The following is a 19747-nucleotide window of genomic DNA, read 5'->3' on the forward strand; positions in this document are numbered from 1 at the left end:
CTAACATAGCCGAACGGTAATAACCGTCCACACTTGATATCATGTATATCATGTCTATTTTCTGACTTGAAATAAAGTTGACATACTGCCAAAATAGCGCTATATGAATATTAGATAGATTGCATCAATAAAGGAGGAGTGGGTTATGACTAAACAGGAGATTCTTAAAAAAATGAAGGAGATAAAGGAAAATCCTATAACTCTACCCCGAAGGGCGACATTAGGAGAATACGCACAGCTTTACGATGCTCTTTATGACCGTCTTGCAGAGGTAGTGTGCCTAGCACAACAGATTGTCAACATGCCGTGTGTAGCAGGAGCTCAATTCTGTCAACAGGAAATGGAGAAAATAAACGCAAAAATAGAACTTATAGAAAAAATATTTGCAAAACAGATGGCTGCTGATGCCAAGAGGCGTCAGATGGCGGAAACATATGCTAAAGAAATTATGCAGAAAGCGTATGAACAGATATATAAAGAAAAAGCGGTGAATATCAATGTTGGAGTCAACATGTAATATCAACTTTAACAAGGAATTCCAACATATAAAGAGCATATATAACTTGCAGCATGGAATTTTAACACGACAACAGGAGCAGGAGTTAATCAAAAAGTATTTCGAAGGAGAAGCCGAGCAGATAAAAAACGAAGCTCTTCAGCAGCTAATTGAAGGCAACTTACGTCTTATTGTGTCTTCCGCAATGCGTTTTTATAAATTTACGCAAGTACCAGGAGCCGCCTACACACTATCAGACCTAGTACAGGAAGGTATTATAGGTCTTATGACAGCACTAGATAAGTTTGATATGGAGAAAGGATATAAGTTTTCTACTTACGCTAAATGGTGGATAGACCACAGCATACAGCGAGCCTTATTCAACAACAACTATATGATACGGGTACCAGAAAATGTCATCAAACTCAAGGCAAAACATGACAAGGGACAAGCAGAAAATATTACAAACGAACAGTTAGAAAAAATACAGCAGGCATCGACAATTAGTATGATATCTCTAGATACTCCTGTTGACGAAGAGGAAAAAGGTCGGACAGTAGCCGACCACATCGCAGAGTACGACGCACAGGAAACCGAAGACCAATTTTTGACTCATGTCGAAAAAATAGAAACCCGTATTTTGGTACAAGAAGCCATGGAAAGCCTTACAGAAACAGAAAAAACCTACATAAAAATGCGTTTTGGCCTCGATGGAGAAATACCCAGCACCCTTGCAGAGATAGGTGCAGTATTGGGGCTTTCCAAAGAAGGTGTCCGTCAAATAGAAATTAGAGCCCTCAAAAAAATTAAAGAGGCAATAGAAGACAGATATATGTCACATGTAGAAGAACAGGAGGTAGAGCCATACGTATAAGTCCTACAGCCTGAGTTCTACCTCTGCAACGTTGGAACTACCTCTGTTCTTTTTCCTTTGCACCTTATCTTTATACATGCGTTCGTCTGCAAGCTGTACAACTTCGTCAGCATTAGCGCTGTCCTTTGGGAAGACGGCGATACCTATTGATGTACTAACTCTATACTGTTTATCTGCATACTCTGCTCCTACAAGCTGATTGACATCAATCGCCTCAATATTCTCTCGTATCCTCGTCGCAATAACATCTGCTACCTTTGAAATGTCACCCAACATCAAAACGACGAATTCATCTCCTCCATAACGACAGACCAAATCGTCTTGCCTCCTGAAGGTCTGCTGCAGTACTTGTGAAACCCGCTTAAGAGTCTCGTTTCCAGCTTCATACCCCAATTCGTCATTTATCTGTTTAAACCCATCTAAATCCAGAAACATAACGGAAAAAGGAATCCCGCTTTTGACACAATTACTAATCTCGTTCTGAAAAGCCGTTCTGTTAGGCAAGTAGGTAAGAGGGTCCAGAGCAGACCTCTGCTTCAACAGAGACATGCTGCTTTTTATGTGATACCTCATCGCCTCTAGAGCCTTTGCCAGAATAGCAAATTCCTTATAGTTCATTCTTTTCTGCAGCACCATGTTTTCCGCCTCTAGGTCCTTTTCGCTATCTGTATTCTCAACGCTTGTATAAGAACTGACTAAATACATGATATTCTGAATGTCTTCAAAGATATTGGTATACGTCCCCTTTACCATCTCTTTATACACAATAACTGGACCGTACAGCAAAACCAAAAAAACAAGAGTTAAAAGTGCCATTCTCTTCCAGAAAAATCCTCGCGCAACCATCAAGACAACAGATATAGGAAAGGGCTCAAGTTTTGCTTCTGTATATACGTCAACAATTTTTACCACACCAGAAGCAGAGGCAACTTTAACTGCCCCCATAGGCAACAATTCTCCAACAGCCAACCGGAGTTTGCCGGCAGGAATAATACAGCGTATAAACATCCTCTCTGGAGACTGTTTTCTTTGAATAAGAAGAGGCTTATATGCGATTATATTATTGTTGTCCCCACTTAACTTGAAGACTGTTTTAGTTGTTCCAGGAGGAATCGCAAACACATTCTTGTCTTCCGCCACAATGTTCTTTAAGGCTTGAGACACATCTTTCATAGGTTGGAACTTGTACGCTCTTCCCTGCAGGTCTACATACGACAAATCTTCTATAAGAGACCTCTCCACACCACCCAACAGGGACATTTCTATTTCAGTGTCTATTTGTCGGGATAAATTACGGCTGTATTCTGTGATTATCTGGCGTGTCGATTCCAATAAAGCAAGCGAATTAGACCTCTGTGTCCAAAAACTTATGACGCTCGCCACAATCAGAAAAACGACCAGAAAAACCCCTGCTCCTCTTGCCTGAATATCAGAAAAGTTTTTTTGTGTCTGCTTCATTTTTTTGTCATAAAACCTCCTTAAATTTTCCTTTTTTTCTTTCCTTTTTTTCTTTTGGTGTGAATACTATACATAGACTTATATACTTAAAAATGACCACATAATAAAGAATATAGTTAAGAGTACTTGTAAAACAAATAACGACTATAGAAAGGGGCGTTAAAGTTGTCAGAAAATTTGATTGCCAGCAGCAAAACTGCGATTGTTCAGGATATCTCTCTACAAATAAGTAACCCTTCAGAATTAGAATACAAGCTCAACAACTCCTTTACTGCTCACATAGAATCCCCATGCAACATACACATGAAGCTCACCGATAAATTTATAGTATTTTCGTCCCTTAAGATACTATATGCGTTAATCAAAATGCTGGAGACGTTAAACCCAAAACTTTTTAAACACCATCACTTAAAGACCGCTCTTATCAGTAGAATACTGAATCAAGATATATTCAAAGGCCCTAATGCTTTTGTCTGGAGACAAAAAGTAACACGAGCATGTCTTCTACACCACCTAGGACTGTTCTTGACCATGGGAGGAGATATTAGCCGGCAGTTCGCACTACAACCTCATAAACTCCTTGTTAAAGTATGGAAACAGAACAACAGCGTCAAAAACAGTTTTCTGATAGGAAGCTCGTTTTTACGTGGGCTAACAGATCCTGCTTTATCAGCTTTGCACCCAATAATTTTCGGGTGTGCTTTTTCTTGGAACGACTTAAAACAAATAAACAGAAGAGAATGCATTAACAGTCCCGTGTTAACAGAATACGAAATAATGGCATCATCGATTGTACAGCTTTCCAGTAGAATATCCTTCTCCCATGCGATTAACGACATAGTAGGGGATCTGCAGCAGCGGATTTTACGGGATATAAAACATTGCCTTCAGAACGGAATAATTGCCCCCGACGTTGCTGCCAGTGCACATACGCTATTTTCCCGCCGACAGGATATATGGCTGGATTTAGAGTATCCTGAGAAGTGGGAATCAGAAATACTGCAGGCCGTAGAACAGCCTACCAGCTATACGGCAGACAATATTTACGACTTCTTTTTCTCTTTAACAGACATTATCGAGTCTAGAAGTTCTTTTACAAAAGATCATACTGTCGGCGTTACTTGTGTTGTTCAAGCCTTTGCGAAAGCTATAGGGGCATCGGAACTGGAAGCACAAAAGCTAAAACTGGCAGCGATTATGCACGATATTGGCAAGATTGCCATCCCTCTGCATATACTGCACAAACAAGGGAAATTGACGCCTCAAGAGTGGAAAAAGATAAAAGAACATGTATATATGCCGTACCTTTTCATGAAAGATGTCTTTCCACCTGAACTGCATTCTGTGCTGACAACAGCTTCACTCCACCATGAGAGGTTGGACGGTTCAGGCTACCCTTGGGGACTGAAACACGAAAGCATTCCTTTAGGAGCCAGAATTCTTCAGGTCGCAGACATGTTTTCTGCCTTGCTCGAACATCGGCCGTACAAAAAACCTCTAAGTTTTCATGAGACTGTAGAATTGCTACAGCAGGACATGAAACAGAACAAAATCTGGAAGGGGATTACTTCACAGGCTTTTGATTGGGCATACGAATCGCTTAGAAATATTTTTCCTCATTTGCATTAGATAGGACATTACACCGCTCATTCCTCTAATTATTCATATTTAAAAGATAAAAGAAGGGCTTAATGCCACTCTTTTATTCTTTTATACATATTTGCATGTATTGATATACCACTATACAATTATACAATTATCTTCTTATACCGATATCTTATAATACGAGCATCACAAAAAAACTAATACCCTAACATAAAGAAAGGTGCTTCTGGTTCTCTGTTTGTCTTTGACACCGTATAGCCGCTATAATCGCTGTTTTTTGTCGTTCCCTTATTTGAGACAGTTTTGCCTTTAGTTTTTTGCGAAGCTGTTTTTATTGTCGTTCTTTTGTGTTTTATACTGTTTTTGGTATTCGTCTTTTCTGCTGTAGTCTTTGTTCTTGTTCCGGTGTTTCTTTTTTTCGTCTTTTTGGATGTCTGCCGCCCAATTGACTGTAAAATCTCCTCTTCTTCGGGGCTTAGGGTAATACGGGACATACGCTTTGCTCTTTCAATGCCTGCCAACACAACTTTTTTGTAGAATTCTGCCAAACTCTTTTTCCAATCAGCCTCTCCCAACTCAACTTTATCTAAAACCTCTTCTACCTTCGCTGTAAATCCAACATCTACAATTTCAGGAATAGCCTGTTTTGCCCATTCCAATACCCGTTTACCCATAGGTGTGATGTAATAACTCTTTTTCTGTTCCTGTATATATTTCCGCTTCTTCAGCGTACTAACTATGGCGGCGTATGTTGAAGGACGCCCTATTCCGTATTTTTCCATAGCGGCAACAAGAGAGGCGTTGTTGTATCGAGGCGGAGGGGTGGTCTCCTTTTCCTCTAACGCAACTTTACCTTTTACCTCTTCTCCCTTTGAATACTCTTTTTTTAACAGCTCTCCCTTGTCTTTTGCCGGCAAAAACTTTCTCCAGCCTTCAAACACCAACTTTTTACCCTTCGCAACAAACTTGATTTTGTTGATCTTGGGATCGGAGGACGCAATGTAGCCTTCTACTTTCACGGTATCCCATACTGCATGTTTGGACTGAGAAGCAAAAAAGTGATGCCAGATCAAGTGGTAGAGTTTCCATTCGTCCTCACTCAGCTTGCCCTTCATGCGTGATGGGTGATATTCCGGCTTCATATGTGTTGGATGAATGCACTCATGAGCATCCTGTGTCTTGTTGCTGTTTCTGTGCTGAATAGGCTTATCAGGAACAACATCAGGATGCTCTTTGCGTAGGTAGTCCAACGCCTTTTCCTGTTCTTCAGGAGAAAGACGGACTGAATCCGTCCTCATGTATGTAATAAGATGAGCGCTCTCAAAGAGACTTTGTGCAACTGACATAGTCTTGGAGCTGTCCCACCCAAAGCGTTTGTTTCCCAACTGCTGCATAGTGCTGGCCGTAAGAGGTTTGGGAGGAGCTTCCTTGACTGTTGACTTGGTAACATTAGAAACAACAATCCCTCCGCTGGCCTTAGCGGCAGACATAACTGCCTGAGCAAGGTCCTTTTCGGTTATCTTATCGCTCTGAAAAACAGTTCCCGCCTCATCTGTAAGGGTTACATGCCAGTAGGGTTCAGGAACAAAATTGGTTATCTCCTGTTCTCGTGCTTCAATAAGACCTAACGCAGCAGTCTGTACACGACCTATTGAACAGCCGTTTTGTCCTAGGTTTCTGGAGACAAGAGGAGAAAACTCATACCCTACAATACGGTCCAGTACCCTACGTAGTACTTGTGCCTTTACTTGATTCATGTTGATCTTGTCAGGGTGGCGAAGAGCCTTTTGAATCTCTTCTTGAGTAATTGCTCCAAAACGAATGCGACTGGTACTGTTAGCCGTTTTCTTTATCTCCTGCTGAACATGATATGCTATTGCTTCCCCTTCTCTATCAGGGTCAGAAGCAATATATACGTCAGCCCCCTTACAGGCAGACTTCAATTCCCGTATAACCTTGCTCTTTCCACGCAGAGGCTTCAACTCAAAGGAGACTTCAGGAGATGGGCCGTCTAGCTTGACCTCCACACCCATTTTATCAGGAGGAAGGTCCTTAATATGTCCCAATGTCGCTTTGACGACATACCTGCCGTTTAACATCTGATATATGCTTTTTGCCTTCGTCGGGCTTTCAACTACAATGACTTTTTTGCTCACTTTATCACCTCACCATATCTGGAGCGGTATATTCTTCCTTCTCTTTTTCTCTATCTTTAGGCGACGACTTGGATATGTCCGACATGACAACTGGCCTGTCGTAATTGAATCCCACAGAATGCATCTGAACCAACTTCTGAAGCAGAGGAGACGTAGCAGTCATGTTGAATGCACCGCTCAACTGTTCAGCAAGAACTGCTACACGCTCCCTACTGATATCTGCCTCATTCTCCTCCGCCGACTTACGCCTTTTATCAGAAAGTATCTTTACTCCTTCTGATTCTGCCCTACTTAAAATATGCTGCTTTTCTGCTTCCGATATATCCATCTTTTTTTCATCTGTTTTACACAACTGCCGACAGAATCGGCACAAAATATACTCTTCCCGACCTTCCACAAAATCCATATCCCGGCTTTGCAAATCTTTCTGTAAAGACTGATACATGGAAGCAAGTTCCTGCCCTTCTTTCCCCAACAGTTCTGCAGCCTTACCAATCGCACTGCTGACATTGTCCAATCCTGCTTTATGCAGAGTCTGCACTGCCAACCCCTTCATAATGTCGTACATCATAACAGGAAGACTGCCTTGACCGCAGCGTTCCTCAAACTTCTGCTTGATATCCTTCGCCATTGCCGCAACAATCACAGATTTCACCATAGAAAGGTCTGTTTTCTGTATGGACGAACTCAAAGATTCCAACTGCGAGATGCTTGCCCATATCTCAGGGGGCATGATCCTCATCATCATGTCTGTAAAAATGGGAGATACGGCAAATTTCAACTGTTTGAGGTAATCTATATCTTCTGTCTGCATAAAACATGACTTCAATTCTTGAGTCATTTGCTTAGGATCATTCTGATTCGCCACAACTATATTTGCTACTTTATGAGCCAAATTAGAACTCATAACAGAAGAATAATTGGACTTCAGCTTCAGATAGTTTTTTACAATTGTTTGATCTACAGTATCCCCCTGTTTTTTCTGCATATTCTGCATAGACTGAACTATATCCTGTGCCAGCTCTTCAGCATGTCGTTCAAAAGAATGTTTCATGGCGTTTAAGCTGGCGGTTACCAGAGCAGGAATAGTATCTGCATTTGGTTTTTTTTGGAGGCCTGCGGAAGTCTTTTTAAGCATGTACGACGAATACAACTGCTTGTTGTTAATTATTTCATTGTATACCTCTGCAAGAGGGCTTATATTCTTTTTTGTGGTACGGGCAACCCCTGTAATCATGTTGGCTATGCGGTTGATGGTTTCCTGATAATTCATAAAGGTATGACGGTACCTGGTCAACTTATCCATACCCAAGACAGAGAAGCTGTTCTTTTCAAACAAAGAAGAATTGAGCTGCACAGTAAATACTTTGTTTATGCTCCACCGTGATTTAGCAGCCTGACTCAACAAACGCAGTTTGTCTGCCACCCCCGGTAAACCTGACAAAACAGAGTCTGTTTTAGTGAAATAGTCTACAGTAAAACAGCTTGTCCCTATATCCCAATCTGCTTGTGCACTATCTTTCAACTGGCGGGACATATACACCAGATGAGGGTTATACGCCTCCTGATATATCCCTTTGGCAACAGATTTAAGCCCCTGTAACAGTTGAACCACTTGCGGCTCTGTCGGAGACAGAGGCCTCGATGTTTTCTTCTGCGTCTCGTATTGGAAGAGCGTATTGTACAACCCCTCCTCTAGGCGGTTTGTCAGTTCAATATATTTATCCGAAATTTTTGTTACGTGAGACAGAACAGAGACAGGACTTTCCCCTGCCGCCAAAGGGATAATAATCTCAGGAAGAGCCATGTTTCCCATAATGCGTATGGCCATCGCGTTCGCCTTTTCTCGTGCGATGTAGTGAGAAGTATTCAAAGCCTTTTTTGCCAATCTCTGATGCTGTAGATGTGCTCTCTGAGACTCCAGCATAGCCACCAGCATAGGAAGGGCAATGAGCAAAACCGATGCAGGACCGGCGGCAGCAGCAAGACAGATCATCCCCATCATCTGATCAGGAGAAGACAAAGTTCTATACATATTCTTCGTCATGCCGGAAACTTCTCTGTGCCACATCTCCTCCATCTGCTGTTTCCGCCGCAAAACGTCAGGCTCCAGCTTTTCAATACGCTTCAAACACTCCTTCTCATACACAACAGCCGCCTGTTCAAGTATCTGCATAGCCTTTCTGGCTCCCCATACTCGGACATCAGGATCGGGGCTAGTCAGTACGCCATGCAGAGGAGAATATTCAGAAGACAGCTCTTGAATAGCCGCCATCAGCTTGAGGTTTGCCGACTTCAACGACGTTTCATATTTCTGCCCTAAAGCTATCCCTCGATACGTATCCATCTTGTAGTCCATCATGATATTGGAAATGCGGTTTATCAAATCTTCAGAGTCCACGGATTTTTCTAATCGAAGCATTTGCTCTTCAGTCAATTTAGGGGCAGGAAGGATAGGAGACTCTCCGCCAAGCAGAATATGACTAGGAACCAGACTGATATTTTCAGGTTTAATGGGCCTGCCCTCCGCCATAGCCTGCCGGAGGTGTTTTATTTGTTTCATTTTGCCGCCAGACCCGTCAGTTTCATCATCATAATAAAAGAGACCCGCCTCAAACATAACCTCAGGAGAATAAACTTTGTCGTTGATATATTTATTCTGTTCATACACCTGTTTGTAATGTTTGTAGGCCTCTAAAATCTCATGAACATCTTCTATATAGTCAATCGGTAAAGTTTGACTGTTAGTCCCTTGTGCAATTACCACAATTAGCCCCTCCTTCTGATAATATATACATAAAAAGCATATTTGTTTTTGCCACAAAAACCCATATATTTAACACGAGAGAAGTACAAATATGTACGCCAAAAAACAACTTAAATGGAGGCTTGTGCCCATGAGAAAAGATCAGCCTCATATACAACAGGCACCGCAGGAACAGCAGTTGGCTTTATATAGAATAGGAGTGGCGCTCAACAGCGAGTTTATGGGAGTGCTGCTTACCCGCTTTATTCTGGACTGTTGGGGTCAACAAAAAATCCCTGTCATCAACTGTAAGGGGATTAAAGTGGTTAAAGGGGGAAGATTGGTAAAAGGCTGTCTGTCGGAATTGAAGACAAGACAGAAAAAGCCTAAAACACGGTATATCATGGAAACAAAAATTACGTATGCTACAGAAAACGTAAAAAAAGCACTCTCCCACATAGCTATTTTATGCAAGCAGTTTATTCTCTATCATACTCGTAAAAAGAAAGAAACTGCCCCGCTTTAACAAGTAAAGGCCCAGACCTGAAACAGTCTGGGCTTTCACCTCCCTTCCTTGGAAGCGACTTATGTTAACCGGCTATAGTGCCAAGTCAAACCCAAAATCTTCTTCTGGTGGATTTGTCTGTTCGCTCTTTGTTTGAGCCTCCTGTTGTTCCTTCTCTTTTTTTAATTTTTTTAAAGCAAACATTTTTGCCGTTTCCTGTTGTGCAAGAAGTTCCTGCTCTGTACCTACAAAGAAAATGACTCTATTGTATTTGGAGATAAACGGCTCAAACTCCTCCATTTCTGCTGCCTTAGGATACTTCTCATGAAAATCAGGCGACAAAGACAGGCTAGTTCTGGTATAGCCCGAAATTTTGATCCCCTCTATTTCACAAGCAACTTTGTCGCTCTCTTCTTCTGTGGCCGACCATATCATTTGGTCTATCATCTTCTTCATATTAGCCGCCTGCTTGCCTATCTTCTTACTGTTCTGGCTAGCCTCCCTGTATATCTGGAGAAGTTCTGGAGTATTGCGTTTCGGGTACGATTCAAACGTAATCCTTATCATCTTCGCCATATCTTGGTTCTGCATGTCTTTTGGATAAGTTATCTTGACCACCTTGGACTCTGTGGCCTGCAGGAGGTGCTTGCGGCCTGTGAGTTCCAAGAACGAAGCCAGATTATTAGTTGCCCTCAGAGATGACACCTCTATCTCCTTATGCACCACAAGCAGTTCTCCCTGTCCTTTTACCTTTACCCTGTAGCAATCTCCGCTAGCAGGAAACCTCTCTCTCAAAACTTCTTTAGCGGCGTCCGCTATATCCTGCTGTATATCACTCTTGGTCTTCAAATCACGGTATTTGTTGAGCAGACTGTACAGAGTAAACCTCATCTTATCTGGCATTTCTATCTGAACCGCCGTTTTCTTTTTTGCCGCCATATTATTTCCCCTCCCGTATATTTCTCATTATTCAGCTTTATATACTTCCCTATAGAAAAGCCTATGTTTTTTTGAGCAAAATACGCAGGAAATAAAAAACAAAAAATTTTTTGGAGGGTAACAGAATGGCTGAGTGTGACGCGATCCATACACACAACGAAGAGTTTTTACGGAAAATCTGCTGGCTTCTGGCAAAAGACGGGACAACAGACATTCACATAACTGAAGGTAGATCTATTTGGGTAAGATGGAACGGCGAACTAAAAGAAATTCCTAGTCTCCAAGTTCCTGAAGAGGGGGTAAACCTCATCACACAGCGTCTGTTGAAACTGCCGACCTTCGACAAGGTGAGCTGCTCCTGTACATGGAACAACCGACGAATAAGGGTAAGGCAGAGCCGTACTGTCGGCAGAAAACAGTTGTTTCTGCGTGTTTTGTCAGATAGAGTCCCTGAAATCCATCAGCTCAACTACAATACCTCTCAGACAAACATACTCCGTTCCATCGCAGACGATACTACGCCCGGCCTCTATCTGGTAGCTGGACCTACAGGGAGCGGTAAAAGCACTCTCATGGCATCGGTGCTCCAAACCATGTTAGACAACCTTCCTATACATATATGTACCATTGAGGACCCTATAGAGTACATGCTCTACGACAACGTTGGAGTGGCAAGCCAAAGAGAGATACCCAACGACGTTATAGACTTTGCGACTGGAGTTAGAGACGTACTGAGAGAAGATCCCGACGTTATAATGATTGGAGAGATAAGAGACCCTGATACTGCCCTGCATGGACTGATAGCATCAGAAACAGGGCATAAGGTGATAGGGACTATCCATGCGGGAAGCTGTCACGACAGTATTGAGAGGTTTATAGGCCTTTTAGGCAGAAAAGAAAACTCAAACTTCTATGGACGTATAGCTCAAGTCCTGCGGTATGTGCTCTACTTGCCCAGCAAATACAAAAATACTGGAAATATGAAGAGGCCCTTAGACATCTTGACCGTAAACGACGCCATTAAGGCAAACATAAGAGAAGGACATATCCACCGTATTCCAACATATTCCACCTCCACTTTATAGCAACACCTTTCAAAAAGGGTGTAAGGCATGGTCTACGAAAAAATCGTGGCTCCATGCCTTACCTTTCCAAAAAAACAAAAACGTAAACTGAAACACCAAAAATATTTAGTCAGTATTAGTCAAAGTCAGAAAAAGTCAGAGAGACCACATATATAATATATATAATATATGTCCCCCCTCTTAAAGTCAAAAAAGGTCAAAGCACAAAAGTGAAATCTGTAAACTTCTCTATATGCAGGAGTTTATTTTAGAGGGACTTATACTGTCTATTCTGTAAAATTTATCTATACAGGACTATTTAGATGGACTTATATCTTATCTGGACTATTTTTTGTTTTTGGAGTTTATGCAGTGCGAGTATACGGCTTTATATTATGAATATTATGATATTATGAGGCTAATGAGGCTCATTTCTGAGTCTGAGGCTAATTTTTTCTGTTCTTCCGCTCGCCACATATATAATATATATAATACATGTCCCTGTGCCGCCCCTATATAAACCTAATATATATAAACATATATATAATTATTATATATAATATATTTATATATAGAGCTGGCGGGAAAGAGTTTGAAGGAGATTGCCCCCCTTAAAATCTATCCCCAAGTTCAAACCACGGGACATCAAAAGTGATATGCTTCCTAGTATCAAGACAGCACTCAGAAGCAGGGCTATTCTCCTGATTTTCATGAAATTGATTGAAAAATTTCCCCTTGTTGGGCTTAGGGGAAGCCTCTGCATCCACGGCGGAACGCTTCATTTGAATGGATGACTTAAGTATTCGAACCTTCACTCCATCAGCTATCTCGATGATGAAGCTATCGTCTTTGACCTCTCTGACGGTTCCCCAGAACCCTCCAGCGGTGATTACTACATCACCTTTCCTGATAGAGGCCAACATCTCCTCGTGCTGCCTTTGCCTTTTCTTCTGGGGCCTCACTATCAGGAAATAGAAGATAACCACGAACACTGCTAAGGGTAATAACATGCCTACTAGTCCACCTTGCTGCAATCAAGACGCCTCCTTACTCATCTATATTCGTTATTTGCGCAATGCACATTCTACCACGACAACCCAACTATTGAAACTCTTTAGTGCTCCTTTGCTGGACTTTTTAAGTAGAAAAGAAGTTTCTCAAGCTCCGCAGCTATGTCCACGTTATAGACCAAAACACCAGGAGGCACAGCAATAGGAGCAGTAGCAAAGGAGAGTATGCCCTTTACCACACCTGACGCTACTGCTTTGTCCGCCGCGTGCTGAGCTGCCCCCGATTGTAGTATCGCCCCCGTGATATTTTTATGCTTTTTACGAAACACAAAAACAGACAGGGGGCTGTAAGAGTGAGAGAGCTTGTTGTACACAACTTTGTATTCCTTATTTACACCTGTGTTTTAACCCTTCTGGCGGCATATCTGTACTTCTTCCCGTATATCCACGCCCTGTCAGATGGACAAGACGAAAACATTCCTTCCCCGTCAGAGATAGAAAAACTTTTCTCTGTCTGCGATTGCCCCTTCCGCATCGCATTGACTGCCACAGCGATGTATGCAGCAGGACTGATGAACCACAACCACACCTGCTGTGCCGCATTGGGAGTGTTTGTTCCCCTGTACATAGCCTCCCTCCACGACTTGGAGGATATGTACGTCTACGACATCGTAGTACTCTCCGCCCTGCCATCGGCAATAAGTATAGGGCTGAACATCTTGGGGCCGCACTCCATACTCTTCGGCATCTCCATAGGCTTCGTGTTCTTCCTCCTCTCCCGAACCTCCTACGCCCTAGGCGAAGGAGACATCATGCCAGCAGGAATAATAGGCATGATCACCAGCCCCCAATACCTCCACGTTGTTCTGGTATGTGCAGGAACCCTAGGAACCATATACGCCATCGCTAAAAAAACAAGGGTTGTCCCGCTCGTCCCCTTTTTATCCATTGGCGGGCTTGTCGCTTTCATCATGACCGTCCAGCACAGCCATTAACCACACAACTCACCACTAACCCTCCTTGTACAATCACAAAAAAAGGGGACGAGCGGTATCCCTCCCTCCACAACAACCCTACAAACTCCCTTATTAACCTATTTATTGCATGCAATTTACAATAGAAGGCTCTAGAAGCTCCTATTTTTGTTTATGCTATAGCAAGAGATGTCTTAAGCCAAAATATTTTTAAATAGACCGCTCTACCGTGGGAATTTAGGTAGAAAAGCAGGAAGGGATATCATGTTTTTGCGACATAACACAATACAGTTTATTATACGACAGCTTATTATGTTTCAGCCCTTTTTTAAAAATTTGGCGGCCCTTTTTAGAGCCGCCTTTCTTTTTTTCTACACGTATCACATATACATCTCAACTATATCACATCTGTGTGATACCTACATTACATGTGTATCATATCTACATCATATGAGTATCATAGGTACATCACATGTATATCATACATGCCTTCTACATATGTCCTTACACATACACTATACATACCCATACTGTACCTATAACCGTATTTATAACTATACCCTTACATGTGCCCTATATATATCAACAACCCGTAGCCTAACACTCCAGTCGCGTATAAGAGGTATTGCATAAGCGTATATCTCATACTTCGACACCATAAACCAAGGGCTATACATGATGTAGCACAAAAGCTCAATCCCATGCTTAATGCAGTTGTACGTATAAGTTTGTCCCAGCCCAATAAAGATGACGTAACTTGATACGTTGTAAAAATTTGCGACCCCAACATGTACCCAAACACCATAGCCAGCCACAAGAATACGCCTGACGCCCATATTGACAGCATTGTTCTGCCAGCCTGCACTCTTTTAATTGCGTCTCCTGCCGTTTTCGCTACAGCCTCCTCGATATGAGGAATAAGGTTCGATACCGCCTGTACTATCTGCGACTGAGCTTGTTCCGTAGCGTTGCGTGCCACTATCTGAGTCGCCCGTTGTATCTGGTCTGGTATCTCCTCATACAGAGTACGGTAGTACTCTAATGCCAATAAAACAGTCCATATAGCATCATTACTGTCCAACCCTAACGCTTCTTTTACCTTAAACAGCCTCTGTATGTCTTGATCTGTTGGACACCTGTCGATAAGCTGTTCAAACGCACTTTTCAGAGACATATATAATCTCTCCTAGTGCACGATGAGCCTCTCTTCTCCACCTCATTAGCTCTGCCCTGTTGCCCAAAGGAAGCTCTTGCAACGCTTTTTCTATCGCTATCCGCTTCGTATAAATGTCGTCTGCCACCCTGTCAGCCAGTTCAGGGAACGTAAGGGATTTCCCGCCCCTTGCCTCTATCGTCTGGCGCAGCCTCGACGAATTGTATAGCTCAAACTTCGCCTCCGCTCCAAAATACCCGTTTCTCACTACATGTATTTCTGTCGTGTTGGGAATTGCTTCCATGTAGTCCTTTAAAAGCTCTAAACTGTCTCTCTGCCTGTTGATAACCCATATAGTAATCAGCTTACTGTTGAGTTCTGAAAGACTCTCTGAAAGTATGGTCCCATACGTCTGAGTTGATATATTGTTGCGTGCTGCCGTGTTTATGACTATGTTCTCTGCATCTGTTTCATTACACACATTAACAAGCTCTACCCACCCATCTGCTTCGTCCATGTTGATCAGATGTGTATGAACCATATCCTTATACGTCTTGTAGACATCTGGATTGGAAGTGTCGCACTCAACGAGCACCACCCGCTCATTATGTGCCCTTAACCTTAAATAGTCTATCGCCGCCATTGCCACAAAAGACTTGCCTACGCCTCCCTTACTGCCACCTATCAGATATATATGCTTCATAATGCGTTGCCCTCCTTCTACAGCTTAAATTTCAATAGTGTCTTCTTTTGGTACAAAAGTCGCCTTCGACTTGTCCACTTCATACTTCTGGAACTGCATGAGCCGAGGCTTATCATCTGCCGCTCTCCCTGTGTCTTTGCCGTATGCTTTTTTATATTGCCTTAGATAGTTTGTTAGAGTGCTTATGGTTATATCAAAACCCTCTTCGTTCAGCACTTCCACTATCTGTTTGAGGGTATACCCCTTGTCTCTAAGAGCAAATATTTCATCAGCAAGCATTTTGACCACAGCACTCTTGCTTGTTATCTTTTTTGCAGGAACATGCTTTTCCATCTCCTTCAACCTCGATGACAACCTGTTTACATACTCCTCCGTATAAACCTCTTGATCCTTATCCACACTACATCACCTCCTTACATATATATTTTTTGTTTAACTCACTCTTACAACTCTATTTTATGTGGCATATTTGCAAGATACCTCACATACATATATCGTAGATACAACACTAAACACACTCTATCTATACATAGTATATTTACCTGCGTGCTGTCTTTCAACAAACATGTCTTATTGTATGTATCATCATATGATGTACATATGATGTACATATGATGCCATTATGTATATCACTATGATTTACTTATGATGCGTATATGTTGTAAGTCATGATTAGGGAATACAAATGAGATGTTGGAATAACAAAAACGGCCCTAGGAAACCCTAGGGCCGCTGTTGCGGAAACTATGGCTACCGTCCATATAGAGAACAGTAAAACACGCAGACAAAATTATTTTACCCGAACAAGAAACATGGATCAAGAAAGATTTAGTATTCTAGTATCAGAGTATCTGCGGATTAGCTGATAAGCTGATACACATATAAGCTGATAAGTAGCTTAACATATCAATTTTTTCAGCATAGACAACACAGAGTACACAGACAAAATGACTGTTTTTTCTCTACCAAAAACATTATCAACTAATACTATTTCTCCAGCCTTATTTAAATTTGTAAGTCCAAGCCACCAGAAGGGATCAACTGTAGGGAAAAACAGATAGCCCTTTACATTTCTCTCTCCTTCATAGTAATGCAGGCCCCGAAGCATTGAAAAAATTGCATTTCTGATGTTTCTACTTTCATTGCTTAAAGCATATTCTCCCTTGTCTCCTCGCAAAAAAGACAGTATATGGGCATTATGTCCGCCGTCTTCAATAGTATTATCAATAACGGCAGTATACGTAACCATATTGGACTGAGGACGTATCTCTTCTTCTCCGACAACACGAAACGTCCCTATTGAATATACTGGGAAAATTATTCTATTGTTATATATATCGGTTTTCCACATCTGCTGTTCTTCTGCATAAGAAAAATCAGTTATTTCAAAATGACTAGATTCAGATTTCTTCATAGATGTAGTGCGAGTAACACTTATTTCGTTCCAGATCATGGGGTAAAAGTATATCCCTTTAAAATGTTGGGTTAAAGTATTGATTATTTGCGTATTTGTATGTGTCGAATGACGGTTGGCAGAGCGCCCTATATTACGTGTTCCGAAGCCGTGAGTTAAAACAATTATATGCTTCGTATTATGCTCAGAACAAATACGTCCCATAATTTCAATTAGTACATCAGGGGTCTTTTCAAAGTATGAAGGAGTAAAAAGCCCTTTGCCTTTCATAAAAGCAAGGTCAAAAGTCATTTTCTTGTTGCCTGTTGAATCTACGCCAAATTTAGCAAGATATGTTCTTGCTGACAAAATATGTTCTGTATCTTGGCTCGTCGAATTGACAGGACGAGAAGACAAAACGACAAGAGCCATCTTCTCTGGAGTATATTGCAAATCTCCATCATATTCTATTACCACCGGCAGAGAACTAAAGGCCGCTTTAACTGCGGAGATTGTCTTGAATCTCTCTTGTTTCTTATTTCTATTATCACTTATGTCACGCCCTTGAGAACGTGCTGGAACATGTTCAGAAAACGCCATCTCAAAACTCTTCCCAACAATATAAAACGGATCTTCCTCTTTCTGTCCTTCATAACGGTGTCGTCGGATTATTAGTGCATGGAGATTATTAACTTCACTATTTTCTTTCTCTATCTTTTGGAGAACTGCTTCGGATACAACCTCTACTAAAATTGAACTCATTAAACCTAGAATTCCTTCTTTATAGAAGTGATTTTTGTTTCCAGTTGCTTCCGAGAAGGGTTGATAGTAAAAAATTAGTGCTTTCTTGTAATTGTGTCGTTCGTCAAAAGGAACACATACTATGTACATCAGAGGAACGTTTGGATCCCGATAAACAAATAACGTTTTTCTGTTTTCTTTCGGAACACAAAGCATCATTTCAAAAAGATTTATATCCAAATCAAACGATAAGATTGCCCCTCCTACTGCTGGAACCGGTTCTCCATTCTTGATACGGCGAATTTTTATAGTCTTATACCATTCGTTACCTTGATTACCCGGGGCAATGATGGGTACTCCTGAAGATATGGAAAATATATCACTTGTTATATATAGCCTAACCTTCAACGATAGGGAATCGTCAGTAATAAGCGGATTGCTTAAACGCATAACTTTTACAACATCATTGGCAATTTGTTTCATTAGCTCGGTCTTCTCAAAAAGCAAATCAAGCAATCTATCAACTATTTTTGCCGCTCTCTCATCTCTTCTATCTTGTGCCTCTCGCACCTTGTTGAAACTATCAGCAACCTGCTGAAACATAGCTTTAGGATCTTCTGACAGCAACATGTTGAAAAAGATAATCTGCCCAAGTTTTGAGGCATCAAATACACGGGTGTGCTGAAACTCGCTCTGTTTAAACCTTTCAAAATCTTCCCTGAGTTTTTTTATTCGCTCTTCGAACGCAGAGCCATCTATAGAGCTCGAATCTGCCGTTGGCCCGTTGATCTTAAATCGAAACCCAACCGTCCGAGAAACATTAAGAGCTTCTTCGCTGCGTTTCTCACAAATATCCGTCTTGTCTATTAACCACACAGGAAGGACATCAAAAGTTCCCTTTTTGCCCAAATACCTCTTGAAGTCAATATCCCAAAAAACATCATCACCAAAAGGAGGAGTAATTTTATAAACAGCATCATCATCTTCCGTCATGGAAACAATGACATCTAAATTTTTGGCAAATTGAACAAGAGCTTTTTTATGTTGATTTTTTGCACTTATATATTTAAAAAATTCCACCACAGTAAAAACTCTTGCCCTTGAGAATATATTGTCTTCAATAAATTCGGTGTATTTATTTAAATACGGAGAGTGTTGGACTTTATTTTTCCAATCACTAACGCTAATGTTTGGAGCTAGACTAAAATCTTGTTCTGCTTGTTGTGCTATATACTCTGCAATCGCAGTAGCAAAACTAGTTGCAAAATCTTCAACATAGCACGTCTCTTCTGCAGCAATAGTTCTACCTAACCTCGTTATCCCTTTCTGTTTTTGATACCTACCTTTATGACTTATAATAGCAGGGGCGGCTTGTAAACGAGCCTCCTTAAAACAAGGGAACTCCCCGTCTCTAATACCTCCCTGTTCTTTAAAAAGAGAAAATAACTGAAAAGCATCTTGAAAATATACATTACTCCAATCAACACCCGGCAGTTTGTCAACCTGCCGCTCAACAACCTCACATAGTTTTCTATAAGTTTTTTTTAATTTTTCTTCATCCTTAAACTTTCCTCCTATTCGATAAATATCTCCGCCCGAACTACAAGAAGTATAAGTAACAAGATTTTTTTTGCGTTCAAGTTTTTTATACGCTTCTAGTAATATTTTGTGCATATAAACTTTAATCTTATCGCCCTCTCCTTTTATGAACTTTTTCTCTATAGCATCGTCCACAGCTTCCATAAGTGCTTTGATAATGGGAGACATATCTAAAAGATTACACGAAACACCGTTTTCGATAATCGTTTGGCTTGAAGATAGTCTTTTTAACACTATAAAAATCCTCCTTTTTGTTGTCCCATTTTCGCTATCATATATATTATATATAAATAATTAAATGGAAACATATTATATCGTATATATTGTTCTA

17 protein-coding genes are annotated in these 19747 nt (G+C 41.2%); 6 read left to right on the plus strand and 11 right to left on the minus strand.

Annotated elements, in window-relative coordinates; translation table 11 throughout:
- The first annotated feature begins 145 nt into the window (after positions 1 to 145).
- Together V7Z69_RS06975 and V7Z69_RS06980 are read left to right on the plus strand one after the other, a co-directional pair.
- Positions 146 to 517 (plus strand): hypothetical protein, encoded by a 372-nt coding sequence (locus V7Z69_RS06975; protein ID WP_334139337.1) that lies wholly within the window; start codon positions 146 to 148, stop codon positions 515 to 517.
- A 46-nt stretch (positions 518 to 563) separates the two neighbouring features.
- Positions 564 to 1370, plus strand: a complete 807-nt coding sequence (locus V7Z69_RS06980) for a sigma-70 family RNA polymerase sigma factor (RefSeq protein ID WP_334139338.1) — start codon at positions 564 to 566, stop codon at positions 1368 to 1370.
- 3 nt (positions 1371 to 1373) lie between these two features.
- Here V7Z69_RS06980 and V7Z69_RS06985 read toward each other — a convergent pair whose 3' ends face one another.
- Positions 1374 to 2828: a GGDEF domain-containing protein gene (locus V7Z69_RS06985; RefSeq protein ID WP_334139339.1), complete on the minus strand. Its 1455-nt coding sequence runs from the start codon at positions 2826 to 2828 to the stop codon at positions 1374 to 1376.
- A gap of 165 nt (positions 2829 to 2993) precedes the next feature.
- On the opposite strand from V7Z69_RS06985, the gene V7Z69_RS06990 reads away from it, so the two are divergent.
- Positions 2994 to 4457 carry an HD-GYP domain-containing protein gene (locus tag V7Z69_RS06990; protein WP_334139340.1) on the plus strand — a complete coding sequence of 488 codons (1464 nt, stop codon included), beginning with the start codon at positions 2994 to 2996 and terminating at the stop codon, positions 4455 to 4457.
- Positions 4458 to 4630: 173 nt separating this feature from the next.
- Here the strand turns inward: V7Z69_RS06990 and topA are convergent, their stop codons facing one another.
- A complete protein-coding gene (gene topA, locus V7Z69_RS06995; RefSeq protein ID WP_334139341.1) occupies positions 4631 to 6589 on the minus strand; it encodes a type I DNA topoisomerase in 1959 nt (652 codons plus the stop codon).
- 4 nt (positions 6590 to 6593) lie between these two features.
- Complete coding sequence (locus V7Z69_RS07000) at positions 6594 to 9356, minus strand: hypothetical protein (RefSeq protein ID WP_334139342.1); 2763 nt, start codon at positions 9354 to 9356, stop codon at positions 6594 to 6596.
- A gap of 130 nt (positions 9357 to 9486) precedes the next feature.
- Here V7Z69_RS07000 and V7Z69_RS07005 point away from each other — a divergent pair, with 130 nt between their 5' ends.
- Positions 9487 to 9861, plus strand: a complete 375-nt coding sequence (locus tag V7Z69_RS07005; RefSeq protein WP_334139343.1) for a hypothetical protein — start codon at positions 9487 to 9489, stop codon at positions 9859 to 9861.
- Positions 9862 to 9933: 72 nt separating this feature from the next.
- On the opposite strand, the gene V7Z69_RS07010 is transcribed toward V7Z69_RS07005, so the two are convergent.
- Positions 9934 to 10779 carry a hypothetical protein gene (locus V7Z69_RS07010; protein ID WP_334139344.1) on the minus strand — a complete coding sequence of 282 codons (846 nt, stop codon included), beginning with the start codon at positions 10777 to 10779 and terminating at the stop codon, positions 9934 to 9936.
- Between the two features lie 125 nt (positions 10780 to 10904).
- Here V7Z69_RS07010 and V7Z69_RS07015 point away from each other — a divergent pair, with 125 nt between their 5' ends.
- Complete coding sequence (locus V7Z69_RS07015) at positions 10905 to 11864, plus strand: type IV pilus twitching motility protein PilT (RefSeq protein ID WP_334139345.1); 960 nt, start codon at positions 10905 to 10907, stop codon at positions 11862 to 11864.
- A 544-nt stretch (positions 11865 to 12408) separates the two neighbouring features.
- Here the strand turns inward: V7Z69_RS07015 and V7Z69_RS07020 are convergent.
- The 3 genes from V7Z69_RS07020 to V7Z69_RS07030 form a co-directional block, all read right to left on the minus strand.
- On the minus strand, positions 12409 to 12489 hold the full coding sequence (locus V7Z69_RS07020) for a hypothetical protein (protein ID WP_334139357.1): 81 nt from the start codon (positions 12487 to 12489) through the stop codon (positions 12409 to 12411).
- Positions 12455 to 12853, minus strand: a complete 399-nt coding sequence (gene yajC / locus V7Z69_RS07025) for a preprotein translocase subunit YajC (protein ID WP_334139358.1) — start codon at positions 12851 to 12853, stop codon at positions 12455 to 12457. Before yajC ends, V7Z69_RS07020 begins: the two co-directional genes overlap by 35 nt.
- A 104-nt stretch (positions 12854 to 12957) precedes the next feature.
- Positions 12958 to 13182, minus strand: a complete 225-nt coding sequence (locus V7Z69_RS07030; protein ID WP_334139346.1) for a hypothetical protein — start codon at positions 13180 to 13182, stop codon at positions 12958 to 12960.
- Between the two features lie 24 nt (positions 13183 to 13206).
- Here V7Z69_RS07030 and V7Z69_RS07035 point away from each other — a divergent pair, with 24 nt between their 5' ends.
- Positions 13207 to 13848, plus strand: a complete 642-nt coding sequence (locus tag V7Z69_RS07035; protein WP_334139347.1) for an A24 family peptidase — start codon at positions 13207 to 13209, stop codon at positions 13846 to 13848.
- A 541-nt stretch (positions 13849 to 14389) separates the two neighbouring features.
- On the opposite strand, the gene V7Z69_RS07040 is transcribed toward V7Z69_RS07035, so the two are convergent.
- The 4 genes from V7Z69_RS07040 to V7Z69_RS07055 all read right to left on the minus strand — a co-directional run bounded on the left by V7Z69_RS07040 (position 14390) and on the right by V7Z69_RS07055 (position 19650).
- Positions 14390 to 15001 (minus strand): hypothetical protein, encoded by a 612-nt coding sequence (locus V7Z69_RS07040; protein ID WP_334139348.1) that lies wholly within the window; start codon positions 14999 to 15001, stop codon positions 14390 to 14392.
- Positions 14979 to 15683: a nucleotide-binding protein gene (locus V7Z69_RS07045; RefSeq protein ID WP_334139349.1), complete on the minus strand. Its 705-nt coding sequence runs from the start codon at positions 15681 to 15683 to the stop codon at positions 14979 to 14981. The genes V7Z69_RS07040 and V7Z69_RS07045 overlap by 23 nt, the downstream gene beginning before the upstream one ends.
- A 24-nt stretch (positions 15684 to 15707) precedes the next feature.
- Complete coding sequence (locus tag V7Z69_RS07050; protein ID WP_334139350.1) at positions 15708 to 16082, minus strand: serine integrase family protein; 375 nt, start codon at positions 16080 to 16082, stop codon at positions 15708 to 15710.
- Positions 16083 to 16581: 499 nt separating this feature from the next.
- Positions 16582 to 19650, minus strand: coding sequence for a hypothetical protein (locus tag V7Z69_RS07055; protein WP_334139351.1), 3069 nt, complete (start codon positions 19648 to 19650; stop codon positions 16582 to 16584).
- Between the last annotated feature and the right edge of the window lie 97 nt (positions 19651 to 19747).

Source organism: Thermovirga lienii (assembly GCF_036847465.1).
Lineage (GTDB): Bacteria > Synergistota > Synergistia > Synergistales > Thermovirgaceae > Thermovirga > Thermovirga lienii.

Bases quoted from the DNA above. Each gene is read 5' to 3' on its own strand.
- V7Z69_RS06975 (WP_334139337.1), top strand. From the start codon at position 146: ATGACTAAACAGGAGATTCTTAAAAAAATGAAGGAGATAAAGGAAAAT.
- V7Z69_RS06985 (WP_334139339.1), bottom strand. From the start codon at position 2,828: ATGAAGCAGACACAAAAAAACTTTTCTGATATTCAGGCAAGAGGAGCA.
- V7Z69_RS07005 (WP_334139343.1), top strand. From the start codon at position 9,487: ATGAGAAAAGATCAGCCTCATATACAACAGGCACCGCAGGAACAGCAG.
- V7Z69_RS07010 (WP_334139344.1), bottom strand. From the start codon at position 10,779: ATGGCGGCAAAAAAGAAAACGGCGGTTCAGATAGAAATGCCAGATAAG.
- V7Z69_RS07015 (WP_334139345.1), top strand. From the start codon at position 10,905: ATGGCTGAGTGTGACGCGATCCATACACACAACGAAGAGTTTTTACGG.
- V7Z69_RS07020 (WP_334139357.1), bottom strand. From the start codon at position 12,489: ATGTCCCGTGGTTTGAACTTGGGGATAGATTTTAAGGGGGGCAATCTC.
- yajC (WP_334139358.1), bottom strand. From the start codon at position 12,853: ATGTTATTACCCTTAGCAGTGTTCGTGGTTATCTTCTATTTCCTGATA.
- V7Z69_RS07040 (WP_334139348.1), bottom strand. From the start codon at position 15,001: ATGTCTCTGAAAAGTGCGTTTGAACAGCTTATCGACAGGTGTCCAACA.
- V7Z69_RS07045 (WP_334139349.1), bottom strand. From the start codon at position 15,683: ATGAAGCATATATATCTGATAGGTGGCAGTAAGGGAGGCGTAGGCAAG.